This window comes from Pseudomonas sp. TCU-HL1 (genome assembly GCF_001708505.1).
Taxonomy (GTDB): Bacteria; Pseudomonadota; Gammaproteobacteria; order Pseudomonadales; family Pseudomonadaceae; genus Metapseudomonas.
This window is the reverse complement of record NZ_CP015992.1, coordinates 2,034,074-2,051,381: the sequence shown is the minus strand read 5'-3', so window position 1 is coordinate 2,051,381 and position 17,308 is coordinate 2,034,074. Positions and strand designations below refer to the sequence as shown.

General features: G+C 61.7%; 15 protein-coding genes. 8 read left to right on the top strand and 7 right to left on the bottom strand.

The annotated features are described in order from the left end of the window. Positions 1 to 103 precede the first annotated feature (103 nt). Positions 104 to 1,411: a guanine deaminase gene (gene guaD, locus THL1_RS09510; RefSeq protein WP_069083044.1), complete on the top strand. Its 1,308-nt coding sequence runs from the start codon at positions 104 to 106 to the stop codon at positions 1,409 to 1,411. A gap of 538 nt (positions 1,412 to 1,949) precedes the next feature. On the opposite strand, the gene THL1_RS09505 is transcribed toward guaD, so the two are convergent. Continuing rightward, the gene (locus THL1_RS09505; protein ID WP_069083043.1) at positions 1,950 to 2,720 is read right to left on the bottom strand and encodes a GntR family transcriptional regulator; all 771 of its coding nucleotides are present in this window, start codon (positions 2,718 to 2,720) and stop codon (positions 1,950 to 1,952) included. 617 nt (positions 2,721 to 3,337) lie between these two features. On the opposite strand from THL1_RS09505, the gene THL1_RS09500 reads away from it, so the two are divergent. Next, entirely contained in the window at positions 3,338 to 4,687 is a 1,350-nt protein-coding gene (locus THL1_RS09500; RefSeq protein WP_069083042.1) for an NCS2 family permease, read from the top strand. Positions 4,688 to 5,402: 715 nt separating this feature from the next. Here THL1_RS09500 and uraH read toward each other — a convergent pair. Next, positions 5,403 to 5,756 carry a hydroxyisourate hydrolase gene (gene uraH, locus THL1_RS09495; protein ID WP_069083041.1) on the bottom strand — a complete coding sequence of 118 codons (354 nt, stop codon included), beginning with the start codon at positions 5,754 to 5,756 and terminating at the stop codon, positions 5,403 to 5,405. Between the two features lie 423 nt (positions 5,757 to 6,179). Between uraH and puuE the strand changes: the two genes are divergently transcribed. From puuE to THL1_RS09465, 6 genes are all read left to right on the top strand, one after another. Further along, positions 6,180 to 7,109 carry an allantoinase PuuE gene (gene puuE / locus THL1_RS09490; protein WP_069083040.1) on the top strand — a complete coding sequence of 310 codons (930 nt, stop codon included), beginning with the start codon at positions 6,180 to 6,182 and terminating at the stop codon, positions 7,107 to 7,109. Then, positions 7,106 to 7,621 (top strand): 2-oxo-4-hydroxy-4-carboxy-5-ureidoimidazoline decarboxylase, encoded by a 516-nt coding sequence (gene uraD, locus THL1_RS09485; protein WP_069083039.1) that lies wholly within the window; start codon positions 7,106 to 7,108, stop codon positions 7,619 to 7,621. The genes puuE and uraD overlap by 4 nt, the downstream gene beginning before the upstream one ends. Before the next feature lie 164 nt (positions 7,622 to 7,785). Beyond that, positions 7,786 to 8,289: an ureidoglycolate lyase gene (locus THL1_RS09480; protein ID WP_069083038.1), complete on the top strand. Its 504-nt coding sequence runs from the start codon at positions 7,786 to 7,788 to the stop codon at positions 8,287 to 8,289. 52 nt (positions 8,290 to 8,341) lie between these two features. Beyond that, positions 8,342 to 9,643, top strand: coding sequence for a urate hydroxylase PuuD (locus THL1_RS09475; protein ID WP_069083037.1), 1,302 nt, complete (start codon positions 8,342 to 8,344; stop codon positions 9,641 to 9,643). A gap of 209 nt (positions 9,644 to 9,852) precedes the next feature. Next, positions 9,853 to 11,199, top strand: coding sequence for a nucleobase:cation symporter-2 family protein (locus tag THL1_RS09470; protein WP_069083036.1), 1,347 nt, complete (start codon positions 9,853 to 9,855; stop codon positions 11,197 to 11,199). A 206-nt stretch (positions 11,200 to 11,405) separates the two neighbouring features. Beyond that, on the top strand, positions 11,406 to 12,218 hold the full coding sequence (locus tag THL1_RS09465) for a nucleoside-binding protein (protein WP_069086462.1): 813 nt from the start codon (positions 11,406 to 11,408) through the stop codon (positions 12,216 to 12,218). Positions 12,219 to 12,404: 186 nt separating this feature from the next. Here the strand turns inward: THL1_RS09465 and THL1_RS09460 are convergent, their stop codons facing one another. The 5 genes from THL1_RS09460 to moaA all read right to left on the bottom strand — a co-directional run bounded on the left by THL1_RS09460 (position 12,405) and on the right by moaA (position 17,152). Further along, positions 12,405 to 13,214, bottom strand: coding sequence for an outer membrane protein OmpK (locus THL1_RS09460; RefSeq protein WP_069083035.1), 810 nt, complete (start codon positions 13,212 to 13,214; stop codon positions 12,405 to 12,407). Positions 13,215 to 13,338: 124 nt separating this feature from the next. Next, positions 13,339 to 13,563, bottom strand: coding sequence for a hypothetical protein (locus tag THL1_RS09455; protein WP_145928278.1), 225 nt, complete (start codon positions 13,561 to 13,563; stop codon positions 13,339 to 13,341). A 225-nt stretch (positions 13,564 to 13,788) separates the two neighbouring features. Continuing rightward, positions 13,789 to 14,607, bottom strand: a complete 819-nt coding sequence (locus THL1_RS09450) for a substrate-binding periplasmic protein (protein ID WP_069083033.1) — start codon at positions 14,605 to 14,607, stop codon at positions 13,789 to 13,791. A 73-nt stretch (positions 14,608 to 14,680) separates the two neighbouring features. Then, on the bottom strand, positions 14,681 to 16,039 hold the full coding sequence (locus tag THL1_RS09445) for an 8-oxoguanine deaminase (protein WP_069083032.1): 1,359 nt from the start codon (positions 16,037 to 16,039) through the stop codon (positions 14,681 to 14,683). 117 nt (positions 16,040 to 16,156) lie between these two features. Beyond that, entirely contained in the window at positions 16,157 to 17,152 is a 996-nt protein-coding gene (gene moaA, locus THL1_RS09440; RefSeq protein ID WP_069083031.1) for a GTP 3',8-cyclase MoaA, read from the bottom strand. Positions 17,153 to 17,308: the final 156 nt, after the last annotated feature.

The following is a 17,308-nucleotide window of genomic DNA, read 5'->3' as shown; positions in this document are numbered from 1 at the left end:
CCATGTAGGTTGGCGCTGAGCCTGCGAAGCCCAACGTTGGGCTTCGCTCCGCTCAGCGTCAACCTACGCCCCCCTCCGCGAAATCATGAAAGACGAGACTGACATGACCAGCCACGTAATCGCCTACCGCTCCGCCATCCTGCACAGCATCGCCGACCCCGCCCTGGTGGGCGTCGAGCAGTCCTACCAGTATTTCGAGGACGGCCTGCTGGTGGTGGAAGACGGCCGCATCAAGGCCCTGGGCGACGCCAAGTCCCTGCTGCCGGGCCTGGCCGCCGGTGTCGAGGTGCGCGAGTACCGTGATGCCCTGATCACCCCCGGCTTCATCGACACCCACATCCATTTCCCGCAGACCGGCATGATCGCCTCCTACGGCGAGCAGTTGCTGGACTGGCTGAACACTTACACCTTCCCCACCGAGAAGCAGTTCGCTGACAAGGCCCATGCTGCCGACGTCGCCGGCATCTTCCTCAAGGAACTCCTGCGCAACGGCACCACCACCGCCCTGGTGTTCGGCACCGTTCACAAGGAGTCCGTGGACGCCTTCTTCGAAGCCGCCCAGGCGCTGGACCTGCGCATGATCGCCGGCAAGGTGCTGATGGACCGCAACGCCCCGGACTACCTGACCGATACCGCCGAGTCCGGCTACGCCGACAGCAAGGAGCTGATCGAGCGCTGGCACGGCAAGGGCCGCCTGCACTACGCAGTCACCCCGCGCTTCGCTCCCACCAGCACGCCGGAGCAACTGGAGCTGGCCGGCAAGCTGTACGCCGAATACCCCGGCCTGTACATGCACACCCACCTATCCGAGAACCGCAAGGAGATTGAATGGGTCAAGGAGCTGTTCCCCGAGCGCAAGGGCTACCTGGACGTCTACGACCACTACAAGCTGATCGGCCAGCGCTCGGTGTTCGCCCACGGCGTGCACCTCTGCGATGACGAGTGCAAGCGCCTGGCGGAAACCGGCTCGGCCGTAGCGTTCTGCCCCACCTCCAACCTGTTCCTGGGCAGCGGCCTGTTCGACCTGCAGAAGCTGGAAGAACACGGCGTTCGCGTCGGCCTGGGCACTGACGTTGGTGCCGGCACCAGCTTCTCCCAGCTGCAGTCGCTGAACGAGGCGTACAAAGTGATGCAGTTGCAAGGCAAGAAGCTCGATCCGTTCAAGTCGCTCTACCTGGCCACCCTGGGCGGCGCCCGCGCGCTCTACCTGGATGACAAGATCGGCAACTTCCAGGCAGGCAAGGATGCGGACTTCGTGGTACTCGACTACAAGGCCACCCCGCTGCTCGACTACCGCCTGCAGCAGGCACGCAACCTAGAGGAAAAACTGTTCGCCCTGACCATCCTCGGCGACGACCGCACGGTGAAGGAAACCTTCGCCGCCGGCAGCAGCGTGCATCAGCGCGGCTGAGTGACGGCGCAATGAGAGACCCCCGCCCCGGCGGGGTTTTCTTTTGGGCTTCCGGGCTGCATTCCCCTTCCTGTGGGGGCGAATTCATTCGCAATGCAGGCCGAAGGCCTGCCGTAGAAGGTTGGTGCTGAGGAACGAAGCCCAACGTGAGGGCACGACCCTGGAAGCAAGGCGAGTAAAGATCCACGTTCGTGGAACGTGGACTTGTGTTTGCCCCCCTACAGGGGGGCCATCCTCATACGCAGCACCCGGCTGATCTCCGCCACCGTGCCCAGAAGTAGGGTGCGCCATGCGCACCGAGGCGATGGTTACGACACCGAGTCTGTCTCCCGGTGCGCGCGGCGCACCCTACGGGACCGGCGTCATCCTGCTGGTTCGCTGACTCGAATCGTCACAGGCAGCGCCGGTGACTCATGACCATGTCCTCAGGACGTGGTTTCCCAGGTTCAAATGAATTCTCCCCCACAATTTCATTGCCCGCCCCGCCCCCCCCAAAAACAAGAAGCCCCGCATCAGCGGGGCTTCTTGTTGAGCCGGATCAGGCGCTGCGGGGAGTGCCGCGACCGGGCTTCTTCTTGGTCTGCAGCAGGTGCGAGAACACCGCATGCAGGTCGTCCGACGCACCGCCTTCGTCCAGGTTCAGCTTGTCGTCGATATGGTCCATGTGATGCATCATCAGCATCACCGCGCGCTCGACGTCACGGGACTCGATGGCGTCGATCAGGCGGTTGTGTTCATCAAAGGAACAGTGAGAGCGGCTCCCGCTTTCGTACTGGGCAATGATGAGGGATGTCTGCGACACCAGGCTGCGCTGGAAGCTGACGAGCGGAGAGTTCTTCGCCGCTTCGGCGAGCTTCAGGTGGAATTCGCCGGAAAGGCGGATACCCGCACCGCGATCGCCGCGCGAGAAGCACGCCTGCTCCTCATTGACCATCTGCCGCAATTCCTGCAACTGCTCGGCGGTGGCGTGTTCCACTGCCAGCTCGGTAATGGCGCGTTCCACCAGGCGACGTGCGTAGAAGATCTGACGGGCTTCCTCGACACTCGGGCTGGCGACCACGGCACCGCGATTCGGTCTGAGCAGCACCACACCCTCATGGGCGAGGCGCGACAGGGCACGGCGGATGATGGTACGGCTGACGCCGAAAATCTCGCCCAGGGCCTCCTCGCTCAACTTGGTGCCGGGAGCCAAACGCTGCTCGAGAATGGCATCGAAAATATGTGCATAGACGACGTCGTCCTGCGTGCCGCTGCGGGTGCTTTTGGCGGTGCGCGGCTGCTTCTTGAGAGGCTGCAACTGTTCGTTCATGGGTGCTCGCGTCAGTGGGGTTCAGCGGTCTTCCAGGGCCCTTTTTGCCCCTTTCCACCGGGCTGAGCGCTGTTTGTCAGCAAGGATAATCAGGGGAAAAGCGAGTGATATTGTACACAATCATCTTGCCTTGAACAGTTTCGCCGCAGCTCCAACCCCATTCCTGACCAGTTGCGCAGGTTTTTCCGTCACTTCCCTACCATCGCTTTCCGGGCAGCGTTGACACGACAAAACAGCGGATTCCCTACATTTTTTTGTCATAAGCCCGGCTATTACAGTGCCATTCCGTGCTTTGCCTCCCTCCTCCGACCGCGCGCTCGATTTCCTGTAAATTCCTAACTCATTGTTTTTTATGAACTTACCAATTCCATTAGCGTGCGAATTGTCCAAGCAATTCCTGCCCCCGTGATCAGCTTTTGCTGATTGGTGCGCTTTTTCGAACATTGAAAACATTATTTGTTTTTTTTGTATACAAAGGCATAATCGCGCCGTGAACTTCCTGACCCTGCGGTCAAGTATTGGAGGAAGCGCACCACTCACGCCATCCGCCTCAGTCAGTCCGGAGCCCTCTCCAGGCTCTGGGTGAACAAAACAAAAGAGATGAGGAGTACCACGCTGTGGAAAGCATCAAACAACAAGAACAAGGAACGTACGCCACAACCCCCCCCGCCAACGGTCTGCTTGAGCGTCTCTTCAAGCTGAGCCTTCACGGCACCACCGTGAAGACCGAACTGGCTGCAGGGCTGACCACCTTCATCACCATGGCCTACATCATCTTCGTCAACCCGAACATCATGGCCGATGCCGGGATCGATCATGGCGCAGCCTTCGTTGCAACCTGCCTTGCTGCAGCCTTCGGCTGCCTCCTCATGGGTCTCTATGCCAACTGGCCGGTCGGCCTCGCTCCGGGCATGGGCCTGAACGCCTTCTTCACCTACACCGTGGTCAATACCATGGGCTACAGTTGGCAGATCGCGCTTGGCGCGGTGTTCCTCTCCGGCGTGCTGTTCATGATCCTGACCTTCTCGCGCATTCGAGAATGGCTGCTCAACAGCATTCCCAGCAGCCTGCGCTTCGCCATGGGCGCGGGAGTCGGGCTGTTCCTCGGGCTGATCGGCCTGAAGACTGCAGGCATCGTCGTTGCCCACCCGGCCACGCTGGTGCACATCGGTGACCTGACCTCCCCCGGTCCGCTGCTGGCCGCCATCTGCTTCCTGATGATCGCGGTGCTGGAGTACCGCCGTATCTTCGGCGGCATCCTGATCAGTATCCTGACCGTTACCCTGATCGGCGTAGGCCTGGGCATCGTCAAGTTCGGTGGCGTGTTCTCCATGCCCCCGAGCCTCGCCCCGACCTTCATGGCCATGGACATTACCGGCGCCTTCGACGTGACCATGGTCAGCGTGATCCTGGCCTTCCTCTTCGTGCACATGTTCGACACCGCCGGCACCCTGATGGGCGTCGCCCAACGTGCCAACCTGGTACAGGAAGATGGCCGTATTGAGAACCTGTCCAAGGCGATGAAGGCCGATAGCGCTTCCAGCGTGTTCGGTGGCGTGCTCGGCGTACCGCCGGTGACCAGTTACGTGGAAAGCGCCGCGGGCGTGGCTGCTGGCGGCCGTACCGGCCTGACCGCGGTTACCGTGGGCATCCTGTTCATCGCCGCAATGTTCTTCGCCCCGCTGGCCGGCATGATCCCTGCCTACGCCACCGCAGGCGCGCTGATCTACGTTGCGATGCTGATGATGGGCGGCATGGCCCACATCGACTGGAAAGAGCACACCGAAACCATCCCGGCCATCGTCACCGTCATCATGATGCCGCTGACCTTCTCGGTCGCCGACGGTATTGCCCTGGGCTTCGTGACCTATGTGGCGATGAAAGCCTTCACCGGCAAATACAAGGATGTGTCGGTAAGCCTTTACGCACTGTGCGCCATCTTCGTAGCCAAGTTCATCTTCCTGTAAGCGGGAACACCGTAATACCGGGCCCTGCCGCACTGCGTCAGGGCCTTTTCTTTTGAACCTGGAAAACCACGTTCCTGGAACGTGGTCATGAGTCACCGACTCTGCCTGTGACGATTCGAGCCAGCGAACCAGCAGGATTATTGCGGTCCCGCAGGTTGGGTCGGGCGGCGATCCGCGAGCGGAGCGAAACCCAACGATTCCCAGTCAGGCTGCGCGTTGGGCTTCGCGGAGCTCAGGCACAACCTACAAGAGCCGGCCATCTGCCTGTGGGAGCGACCGTGCCTCATCTGACGCCGAACCGGGGCGCATAGCGCTCAGCCGGGACAGATAGGTAATGCCTGTCGGGGGACATGGGTAACGGGTTGATAATCGTATCCTCCGACGCATCCAGGCCGCGTCACGGGGCCGCCACGTTACCTGGCAGCGACAGACCCAATCGATTTCCGACCACTGGCCGGCGAAATCGCGATTGGCGCCTAGACTCTTCCCTAATCCGACCGCCACCCCATGCACCTGCACAGCCCCTCGGGCTGGCGCACAGGCTTTGTCTTGCGGTTTGCCTCAATCCCTTGCGCATCTCCCCGTGATGCGTTTCAGCCCGGCCTCGCGCCGGGCTTCTTTTTTCCGCCCCGGCACTTTCCTGTGGACAAAAAAAAGCCCGCAGTGTGAACGGGCTATGAAGACTCGTTGAGTCGAGGGTAACGAGAATCGGAAGCTAGCTACCGCGATAGGTGGAGTAGCTGTAGGGGGAAATCAGCAGCGGCACGTGGTAGTGATCCTGCTCTGCAGAGATACCGAAGCGCAGTACCACCACATCCAGGAATGCGGGCTCGTTCAGCTTCACGCCGCGAGCGCGGTAGTAGTCGCCGGCGTGGAAATGGATCTGATAGACGCCGCTCTGGTAGTCAGCGCCCTGCAGCAGCGGCGCATCGCAGCGACCGTCGTCGTTGGTGGTGGCGGTGGCAACCAGCTCAAGGCCCGCGCCTTCCACGCGGTAGAGCTCGATCTTGATGTCACGGCCGGGGCAGCCGTGGGCGGCATCCAGTACATGCGTAGTCAAACGTCCCATTGCTCGCTGGGCGTCCTTCGGGCCGCTGTGCGGGCCGCGATCGAAACGCCACACCTCCTCTGCTTGTTCATATCGGTGCGTGGTCAGGGCCTAGGCCCCGGTACTGTGCGCAGAATAACACGCGACAACACCAATGTAAGACATAAAACCAAAAAATTGTACACAATCACGCCGACCAATCCCGCTAGCTCACCGCAAGCCCACGTAACATCCGGATTTGCCTGCATCGGCCAGCAGTCAAGCATCTAGCCCTTAGCACCTGACCAGTTAGGCAGGTCTATTGCTTGATCCAAAGATGACGATTTCAACAAATTTTCGATTTACAAAACACACGGCAGTTTGTATACAATCACCCCATCCACGGTCGCGCACCACTTCCCGGGCTGTCGCTGATCGATCCAACAGACGAGAAGGAAGACTGCAGTGAGCGCTGAGTACCCACGCGACCTGATCGGTTACGGCAACAACCCTCCCCATCCGCACTGGCCGGGTGATTCCCGAATCGCCCTGTCCTTTGTCCTCAACTACGAGGAAGGCGGCGAACGCAATGTGCTTCATGGCGACAAGGAATCCGAAGCCTTCCTGTCCGAGATGGTGGCCGCCCAACCGCTGCAGGGCGCGCGCAACATGAGTATGGAATCTCTTTACGAGTACGGCAGCCGCGTCGGCGTCTGGCGCCTGCTGAACCTGTTCAAGCAGCACGACATCCCGCTGACCATCTTCGCCGTCGCCATGGCCGCCCAGCGTCATCCGGATGTGATCCGCGCCATGGTCGAGGCCGGTCACGAGATTTGCAGCCACGGCTACCGCTGGATTGACTACCAGTACATGGACGAGGCGCAGGAGCGCGAGCACATGCTCGAGGCCATCCGCATCCTCACCGAACTGACCGGCGAACGCCCAGTGGGCTGGTACACCGGGCGTACCGGCCCGAACACCCGTCGCCTGGTGATGGAAGAAGGCGGCTTCCTCTACGACTCCGACACCTACGACGACGACCTGCCCTACTGGGACGCTGCCAGCACCGCGCAAAGACCGCACCTGGTCATCCCCTACACCCTGGACACCAACGACATGCGCTTCACCCAGGTGCAGGGCTTCAACAAGGGCGATGACTTCTTCGAGTACCTCAAGGACGCCTTCGACGTGCTCTACGCCGAAGGCGCCGCTGGCGCGCCGAAGATGCTCTCCATCGGCATGCACTGCCGCCTGCTGGGCCGTCCGGCTCGCCTCGCCTCCCTGGCGCGCTTCATCGAATACGTGAAGGGCCATGAAAAAGTTTGGTTCGCCCGCCGCGCAGACATCGCCCGTCACTGGCACGCCACCCACCCTTTCAAAGAGCAAGCGAAATGAGCCGCTTTCAGACCCTGACCCCGTCCACGCTGTCCCGCGATGCTTTTGTCAACGTCTTCGCCGACATCTACGAACATTCGCCCTGGGTAGCCGAGAAGGCTTTTGACCTCGGCCAGGACGTCAGCATTGATGAAATCGATGGCCTGCACCAACGCATGGCCGACCTGTTGCTCAGCGCCAGCCATGAAGCCCAGCTGGCGCTGATCAACGCTCACCCGGACCTCGCAGGCAAAGCTGCGGTGCGTGGCGAGCTGACCGAAGCCAGCACCAGCGAACAAGCCGGTGCGGGCATCCACGCGTGCACGGCTGAAGAGTTCGCGCGCTTCACCGAACTGAACGACGCCTACAAGGCCAAGTTCGGGTTTCCCTTCATCATGGCGGTGAAAGGCAGCAACCGGCACCAGATCCTGGCGGCCTTCGAGGAGCGAATCCACAACTCCCCCGAAGCCGAATTCACCAGGGCGCTGGCCGAGATCAACAAGATCGCGCTGTTCCGTCTGCAGCAAATGTAAGCCGCAGCCGCATCGCCCCCATTCAAGACCGGACGGGCCACGGCCCGCCCATCGGCTCTTCGCCGAATCGGAGAGCCAGGGGGGAGGATGGAATGACCGCCTCCCCCGCCCGGCCCCTCTCCCGCTTGCGGGATGGGAACCAGCAACGAACAAGTAGAACAGCCATGCGAACCCTGAAGATCGAGCCCCTGACCAAAGAAGCCTTCGCCCCATTCGGAGATGTGATCGAAACCGACGGCAGCGAGTACTTCATGATCAACAACGGCTCCACCCGCCGTTATCACAAGCTGGCGACGGTCGAGACCGCCCAGCCGGACGACAAGGCAATCATCAGCATCTTCAGCGCCGAATCCCTTGAGATGCCCTTGCGCATCCGCATGCTGGAACGACATCCGCAGGGCAGCCAGGCCTTCATTCCGCTGCTCGGCAACTCCTTTCTGGTCGTGGTCGCGCCAATTGGCGATGTACCTGTACCGGGTTTGGTCCGTGCCTTCCTATCCAATGGCAGGCAGGGCGTTAATTACCATCGCGGCGTCTGGCACCACCCGGTGCTGACGATCGAAAAGCGGGATGACTTCCTGGTGGTTGATCGCAGCGGTTCCGGCAACAACTGCGACGAGCATTTCTTCACCGAGGACGAACAGCTCCTCCTCGACCCCCACCACTAATAAGAGAAGCCCAACGATCGGCGTGCCGGTCGGCGGGAAAGAGGTAAACATTGTGGAAGCACATCTGACCGAATGGCTGAACCTTAGCATTCGCTGGGTTCACATGATCACCGGTGTCGCCTGGATCGGCGCATCCTTCTATTTCGTCTGGCTGGAGAACAACCTCAACCGCGCCAATCCGCGCGACGGGCTGTCGGGTGACCTTTGGGCCATCCACGGTGGCGGTATCTACCACCTGGAGAAGTACAAGCTCGCTCCGCCGAAAATGCCGGACAACCTGCACTGGTTCAAATGGGAAGCCTATTTCACCTGGTTATCGGGCGTCGCCCTGCTGGCCGTGGTGTTCTACCTGAACCCGACCCTGTACCTGATCGCGCCCGGCGTGGACATCGCCCCGGCCGCCGCCGTCGCCATCGGCATCGGCTCGCTGGTTGCCGGCTGGTTCATCTACGACTTCCTCTGCGACTCGCCGCTGGGCAAGACCCCCGCCCTGCTGGGCCTGGTGTTGTTCGTGCTGATCGTCGGCGCTGCCTGGGGCTTCACCCATGTGTTCAGCGGCCGTGGTTCCTACATCCATGTCGGCGCCCTGATCGGCACCATCATGGTCGGCAACGTATTCCGCATCATCATGCCGGCGCAGCGTGCCCTGGTTAAGGCCATCGAAGAGAACCGCACCCCGGACCCGATCCTGCCGGCCAAGGGTCTGCTGCGTTCGCGCCACAACAACTACTTCACCCTGCCGGTGCTGTTCATCATGATCAGCAACCACTTCCCGAGCACCTACGGTAGCCAGTACAACTGGCTGATCCTGGCCGGGATCGCGGTACTCGCGGTACTGGTGCGCCACTACTTCAACACCCGCCACGACAGCAACAAGTTCGCCTGGACCCTGCCGGCCGGTGCCCTCGGCATGATCTGCCTGGCGTTCGTCACTGCTCCGAACTACAAGGCCGCCGAACCGAGCGTGGCCGTTGAGCCTGCCCGCCAGGAACACGCGACTTCCGCCGCTGCCCCGGCAGCCGGCGAGAGCAAGCCGCAGGCTGCTGCTCCGGCACAACCGGCTGCAGCTCCGGCCCAGGCCAGTGCCACTGGCGGCAACTTCGACAAGGTCCACGACGTCATCAAGGAACGCTGCGCCGTCTGCCACTCCGCCAAACCCACCAGCCCGATGTTCACCTCGGCGCCGGGCGGCGTGATGCTCGACACCCCGCAACAGATCCAGATGCTCGCACCGAAGATCCAGGCCCAGGCTGTCGCCAGCCAGATCATGCCGCTGGGCAACATCACTCAGATGACCCAGGAAGAACGTGACCTGATCGGCCGCTGGATTGCCCAGGGCGCCAAGACCAACTAAGCGCCAGCCGCACCCGCAAGACCACGGCGGGCGGTGACCCCAAGCACCGCCCGCGTTTCAAGCCTGCCCCACCAGGCAGGCTTTTTTTCTGGCAGTACCCCGGCCGAGTGCCACCCACCCGGCCAGCAACATGAATACCCGGCAAGCCGCACCCACGAGGTGCAGCATTGCCAAGCGACTTACAAGAACAAAAGCGCCCGAGGTGTTGCATGACCACTCCGACAGAGCGAGAAATCGCCCTTTCGCCCGCTGACCAGCGCCTGCCCCTGATGCAACTGCTGCTTGTCGGCTTCCAGCATGTCCTGCTTATGTACGGTGGCGCCGTTGCCGTACCCCTGATCGTCGGCCAGGCCGCCGGCCTGTCCCGTGAAGAAATCGCGTTCCTGATCAATGCTGACCTGCTGGTCGCCGGCATCGCTACCATCGTGCAGTCCATCGGCATCGGCCCGGTGGGCATCCGCATGCCGGTGATGATGGGTGCCAGCTTCGCTGCCGTCGGCAGCATGGTGGTCATGGCCGGGATGCCCGGCGTTGGTATCCAGGGCATCTTCGGCGCCACCATCGCCGCCGGATTCTTCGGCTTGCTGATCGCGCCCTTCATGTCGCGCATCGTGCGCTTCTTCCCGCCGCTGGTGACCGGAACCGTGATCACCTCCATCGGCCTCACCCTCTTCCCGGTTGCGGTCAACTGGGCAGGCGGCGGCAACATGGCCCCTCAGTTCGGCGGGCTGGAGTACCTGTCCATCGCGGCGCTGGTGCTGGGTACGATCCTGCTGGTGAACCGCTTCCTCAAGGGCTTCTGGGTCAACGTCTCGGTGCTCGTCGGCATGGCCCTGGGCTACGCCCTCGCTGGCGCCAGCGGGATGGTCGACCTCAACGGCCTGGACGAAACCCCCTGGTTCCAGATCGTGGAGCCCATGCATTTCGGCATGCCGAAGTTCGAACTCGCCTCCGTGCTCTCGATGTGCCTGGTGGTGGTGATCATCTTCGTCGAGTCCACCGGCATGTTCCTGGCCCTGGGCAAGATCACCGGCCGCGAAGTCTGCCCCAACGCCCTGCGCCGTGGCCTGATGTGCGACGCCGGCGCGTCTTTCCTGGCAGGCTTCTTCAACACCTTCACCCATTCGTCCTTCGCCCAGAACATTGGTCTGGTGCAGATGACCGGTGTGCGCAGTCGCTATGTGACAGTCGCCGCAGGGGCCTTCCTGATCGGTCTGAGTCTGCTGCCGAAAGCCGCCTTCCTGGTGGCCTCGATCCCGCCGGCGGTGCTGGGCGGAGCGGGGCTGGCGATGTTTGGCATGGTGGCCGCCACCGGTATCAAGATCCTCCACGAGGCCGACATCAGCGACCGCCGCAACCAGTTGCTGGTCGCCGTCAGCATGGGCATGGGCATGGCACCGGTGGTACGTCCCGAGCTCTTCGCACAGCTTCCCCACTGGATGGAGCCCATCACCCACAGCGGCATCGCCATGGCCACTGTCAGTGCCCTCACGCTGAACCTGCTGTTCAACATCCTAGGTGAGAAGGACCGCAGCCGGCACTGCGCCGTGCACTGAGTTTGCTCCCATCCGGCGGCCCCCATGAGGTACCGCCGGAACTCCACAGCCCGCCTACCCGGCGGGCTCTTTTAACCCCGAACCCGATGACGGCCGCCTTCGCGCGCTGCCGTTCAGGACAGGTCATTTCCGTTTTCAGCTCAACAACAAAAAGAAGGAGTACCCGAATGCGTCGTTACACCAGCCTGGCGCTTGGCGCCGCCTTGATGGCCACCGGCCCGACCAGCTTCGCCGCCGAGGACGGCAAGGTCTTCGAGTGGATGAACAACAGCGTTGGCTTCCGCTATGGCCAGCAGTACACCAACCCGAACAACCCGAACAAATTCGCCAAGCGCACCTACAGCTTCACCCACGCGGATGGCTACCGCTACGGCAGCAACTACTTCAACCTCGATGTGTTCCTCTCCGATAGCCGTGACCCGCGCAAAGGCACCGACCACGGGGGCAGCGAGGTCTACGCGGTCTACCGCCACCAACTGTTCGCCTCGCGGGTGTTCGACCAGCCACTGGGCACCGGCCTGATCAAGGACTACGCCTTCACCTTCGGTTTCGACGCCAGCCGCAACAACAACCTGGCCTCGGCCAAGAAGCGCGCCCTGGTGTTCGGCCCGACGCTCAAGTTCAACGGCGCCGGTGTGTTTGACCTGAGCCTGATGTACTACCGCGAGAAAAACCACTCGGGTATCCCCAGTGCCAAGCACCCGGACCACACCTTCGACGCCACCTACATGGTCAACCTGACCTGGCTCAAGCCCTTCCAGCTCGGCGATCACGACGCCAAGTTCCAGGGCTTCGTGAACCATGTTGGCGAGAAGGGTGAGGACTACTTCGACAAGGACACCGCGCCGGAAACGCTGATGCGCACGTCGCTCATGGTCGCCGCCATGCCTGGCGCCAAGCGCAAACCGAACCTGTGGCTGGGTGTCGGCTACGAGTACTGGCACAACAAGTTCGGCGTCGACGGCGGCCGTGGCAGTCGCACCTCGACGCCGACGGTGAACCTGGAATTCACGTTCTGAGGTTGACGACAAGCCCGCCTGTGGGAGCGAATTCATTCGCGATCGCCTGAGCACGAAAGGCAGGCCTTCGGCCTGCTTCGCGAATGAATTCGCTCCTTCTACAAGAGCTGGCGACATGTTCCATCTCCCCTTGTCACCGCAGGGAAGGCGCACTGCGCCTTCCCCCGGTCTTTTTCCCCGATGGGATCAGAAGTGCACCTTGACCAGCAGGCTGGCCGTATTCTGGTTGGTGCCGTCGAGGATTTCCTCACCGAGGAAGCTCTCGCTGTCGACGCCGTACTTATCCTTCCAGTAGTCGTACTCGAAACCGACATAGAGCTGCTTTTCACCCCAGCCCATGGCCTTGCCCAGGTCGTACTTGACCTGCGGGTTGAAGTGCAGGTTGGCGTGGTAGGTGCCACGGCTGTTCTCGTCGTTGTCCACCACCCAGTCCATGAAACCGTCGATCAGGATGTCGGAATTGCCCACCGGAATGGTGTAGCTCCACACCGGTGTGATCTGCCAGACGTTGTCGCCTGGGCGGCTGCCGTCGGTCGTGCGGTTGTAGAAGTTGACCTGGAAGAAATCGAAGCCGGGAATGGCCAGGTCGAAGCCTGGACCGATCAGGTAGGACTCGACGTCGCCTTCGCCGAACTCGTAGGTCATGGCCAGCAGCACGTCGGTCACCGGACCGAACTGGATCTTCTGGTCGAAGATCTTGCCGAGCGACAGGCGCGGCTGGAACTCACCGTAGTAGGTGTTGCTACCCACCAGGGCATCCTCATCGCCGTTGTAGAAGATCTTGTCCAGGAAGAAGAAGTTATCGCCGTACTTCCAGCCATCCGCGTGCTCGAAGGTCACCGTTTGCTGGATTTCCGGATTGATCTTGAAGTTCTGGCCGTACAGGTAGGTCAGGCTGTTGTTCTGCCAGAACAGCAGGTCACCGGCGATGGCCTGGCCGCCGCCGAGCAAACCGGTCGAGAGGGCAAGGCAGTGCGGCAGATACTTGGCTTTCATGGGTTTTCCCTTGTTGTAGTGGGTTTCAGGTTTTTCCGTCCCGCACCCAACCGGAGCCCGCCCCGGCAACGGCAGGGGCAGGCTTCAACTGGACTCGGGATTGGAGAGGGTCGCGCGCCGGATGTCAGTTGATCAGGCCGGGACGGCTGCCGAACCCGGCGAGGAGCGCCGCCAGGCGGGCGAAGAAGGCGCCTTCACCTTGCAGCCCCAGTCCGGCGACCAGTGCCAGTACGGAGAAGCTTGCAGGCGGATGAGAGAAGACATCGAACAGTGGCGCCCCGGCGCCGGATGGGCGGCCCAGGTCGTAGGTGAAGTCGGGTTGCGTCCCGGACATGCTGAATGAACTCATGGGTCAAGCCTGCCTATTTTTTTTGTCGGTCATGGGCTTACAGGGTGCCGATGAACACCCCATGTAGTTACGTCATCTCAAAAGCTGATCTGGCGGTCAGGATTTTTCGAACTATATACACGCTGCAAACATCGCCAACAACACTTTCTTTCAAAATTGTGTACAAAATTCCGAGCCCGGCAACGCTTCCCTGCTCTGCCGGCGCTCTGGATTGGGCCTTTCGATTCAAGGATTGGCCTTTTCCTTCTGTCGCTTGAGGAAGTCGACTTTCCACTGTTCCATGCCGAGGTACTCGGAATCCAGGTTCGACTCCACCTGGTAGCGCGCCTTGAGCGCATCGACCTCCTGCCTGTGCTCGGAAAGGAAGCGGTCGAAACGCGCGATCAGTTCCGGATACCTGAGACTCGAGAGATTGAAGGTACCGCGGGTATGCGGCAGGTCCGGGTCGAACACCAGGGCGCCGGGCCGCGCGCGGATGTTGTCCAGGTAGTAAGTCGCGACCACGACGTTGTAGTAGGCGCCGTCGGCCTGCTGCTTCATCGCCTGCTTGATCATCTGACCCAGATCGCCGCTGCGCACCACCTGGGTCTGGCCGGCGTCGATGCGGTCCTGATAACTCCAGGGGGTCCAGCCCTCCACGACTGCCAACCGCTGAAGCTGCTCGACGCTCTTGCCCTGGTGTTTGGGTGCCACCAGAACACCGTCGACGTACTGCACCACAGGCGAGCTGTAGACAATGCCCTTGCCTTCTTTCAAGTCGCCGGCCCAATTGGCGTTATCCGGGTACTTGAAGTCGATGCTGCCGTTGAGCAAGTGCTGTGTGAGCTGGTTGACCGGCAGCGCCTGGTACTGGATGTCCAGCCCGGCATCGCGCGCGAACAGGTCCAAGAGGTCGCGGGCGAAGCCCTGGTACTCGCCCTGCTCGCTGATCCAGTAGTGGGGCTGGAAAGACTGTTTCTCGACACCTATCACATAGGTCTGCGCCAAGGCGCCATTCGCGGACAACAGGCCGGCAGCCAGCCAGCCGAAAACCCGAGGCTTCATAACCTCCTCCTTGTTCTCATCTGAGCACGAACAGAAAGGAGCGGGGCTACTCGCCCCGCCCCCACCGGACGATTTACTCGCCCAACACCAGTTGGCGCGCCAACTGGTTGTGACGCTCCAGCACGCATGGCAGGTCCACGGTGACCACATGGCCATCGCGCACCACCACCTTGCCGTTGATGACGCTGGTGGAAACGTGGGTCGGGGTGCAGAACACCAGCGCGGCCAGCGGGTCGTGCAGGGCGCCGGCATAGGCGATGTGATTCAAGTCGAAGGCGACGAAGTCGGCCGCCATACCCGGAGCCAAGGCACCGATGTCGTTACGGTTGAGCACTTTGGCGCCGCCCAGGGTGGCGATCTCCAGGGCTTCCCGGGCGGTCATGGCATCCGGGCCGAAACCGACCCGTTGCAGCAGCAGCGCCTGACGCACTTCGCCAATCATGCTGGCGCCATCGTTGGAAGCCGAACCGTCCACGCCCAAGCCCACCGGTACGCCGGCATCGCGCATGCGGCGCACGGGTGCGATACCCGAGGCCAGGCGCATGTTCGAGCACGGGCAGTGGGCAACGCCGGTGCCGGTACGGGCGAACAGCTCGATGCCGTGCTCGTCCAGTTGCACGCAGTGGGCATGCCAGACGTCGTGCCCCACCCAGCCCAGGTCTTCGGCGTATTCGGCCGGGGTCATGCCGAACTTCTCGCGGCTGTAGGCGATGTCGTTGACGTTCTCGGCCAGGTGAGTGTGCAGGGAGACGCCATACTGACGCGCCAGCACGGCGGCTTCGCGCATCAGGTCACGGCTCACCGAAAACGGCGAGCACGGTGCCACTACCACCCGCAGCATCGAACCGTGGGACGCATCGTGGTAGTCCTCAATCAGGCGCTGGGATTCCTTGAGAATGTCCGCCTCTTTCTCCACCACCGAGTCCGGCGGCAGGCCACCCTGGCTACGGCCGACGCTCATGCTGCCGCGCGCCGCGTGGAAGCGCATGCCTATCTCGCCAGCAGCATGGATGCTGTCATCCAGCTTGCAGCCGTTGGGGTAGATGTAGAGGTGATCACTGGAGGTGGTACAGCCGGAAAGAATCAGCTCAGCCATGGCCGTCTGGGTGGACACCTGGATCATTTCCGGCGTCAGGCGTGCCCAGATCGGATAGAGGTTGGTCAGCCAGTTGAACAACTCGCCATCCTGAGCCGCCGGCACTACACGGGTGAGACTCTGGTACATGTGATGGTGCGTGTTGACCAGGCCGGGAATGACGATCTTGCCGGTCATATCCAGCACTTCGTCAGCAGATTGCGGCAGCTCGCTGCTCGGTCCCACCTGCACGATGCGATTGTCCTCGATGAACATCCCGCCTTGCCGGATTTCCCGGCGCTGACCATCCATGGTCACCAGCAGGTCGGCGTTCTTGATCAAGAGTGTCTTGGCCATTGGGGCTCCTTGTTGGGTGCGCCACGCGCACCAATAACGGGACAGGAAAGTTTCGGTGCGCACGGCGCACCCTACGCAAGGCGTATGTACAGCTTTGAGTTCAGGAAATGATTCCGGTCAGCCGCCGGTGGCACTCATGAAACGAATGACCTGGACCTGCGAATCGGCTTCAAAGTAGTGCCGCTCAGGCTTGAGCCTGAGCGCATCGATCAGCGCCGCCCGCAATCTCTCACCGTCACCGGGATGGCGGCGGATCAGCGCCTTGAGATCCAACGCACCTTCGTGGCCCAGGCATAGCACCAGCTTGCCCTCGGCAGTGACGCGAACACGGTTGCAGTCACCGCAGAAGTTGCGGCTATGGGGGGAGATGAAACCGACCTGGGTTTCAGTGCCGACCACCTGAAAGTAACGGGACGGCCCGCCGGTCCGGTAGCTGCTGGGCAGCAGCTGGAAACGGCGTTCGACCCGCTCACGCACCTCCTCCGAAGTACAGAGGGTGACCTTGCGCTCATGGCTGGAAACACTGCCGAGGGGCATCTCCTCGATGAAGCTGATGTCCAGAGCACGCTCGACGGCAAAAGCCACCAGGTCCTGCACTTCATCGTCATTGCGGCCTTTCTGCACCACCGTGTTCAGTTTGATACGGCGGAAACCTGCGGCACGCGCGGCATCGATTCCGGACAGCACCTGATCGAGGCGGTCACGGCGGGTGAAGGCAGCGAAGCGATCGCGCTGCAGTGAATCGAGGCTGATGTTGAGACGGGTAACGCCCGCCTCGCGCAATTCGGTCGCCATGTGTTCGAGCTGGGAACCGTTGCTGGTGATAGCCAGGTCGTCCAACTCTTCACGCTTCCCCAGGCGCGTCAGTAGAGAGGTCAGGCCCTTGCGCACCAGCGGCTCGCCGCCGGTGATGCGGATACGGGTAACCCCGAGGCCGATGAAGGCATCGGCGACGGCATAGAGTTCTTCGAGGCTGAGGATTTGCGCCCGGGGAGCGAAGACCATGTCCTCGCTCATGCAGTAGGTGCACCGGAAGTCGCAGCGGTCGGTGACCGATAGGCGCAAATAGGAAATTCGACGCCCGAAGGGGTCGAGCAAGTGGTTGTCTTGCATGGGTAACGTCTGCCGCAACACGCATCGGACAGGGCTCCGATGACATGGACGGATGCCGAATGGAAACAGAATAGAATTTTTTTGTATACAGGAAATTCATCCAGTGGCTCGCTTGAGAGCCCTTTGATGCGGGTGATACCATGCCCGACCTCTCGC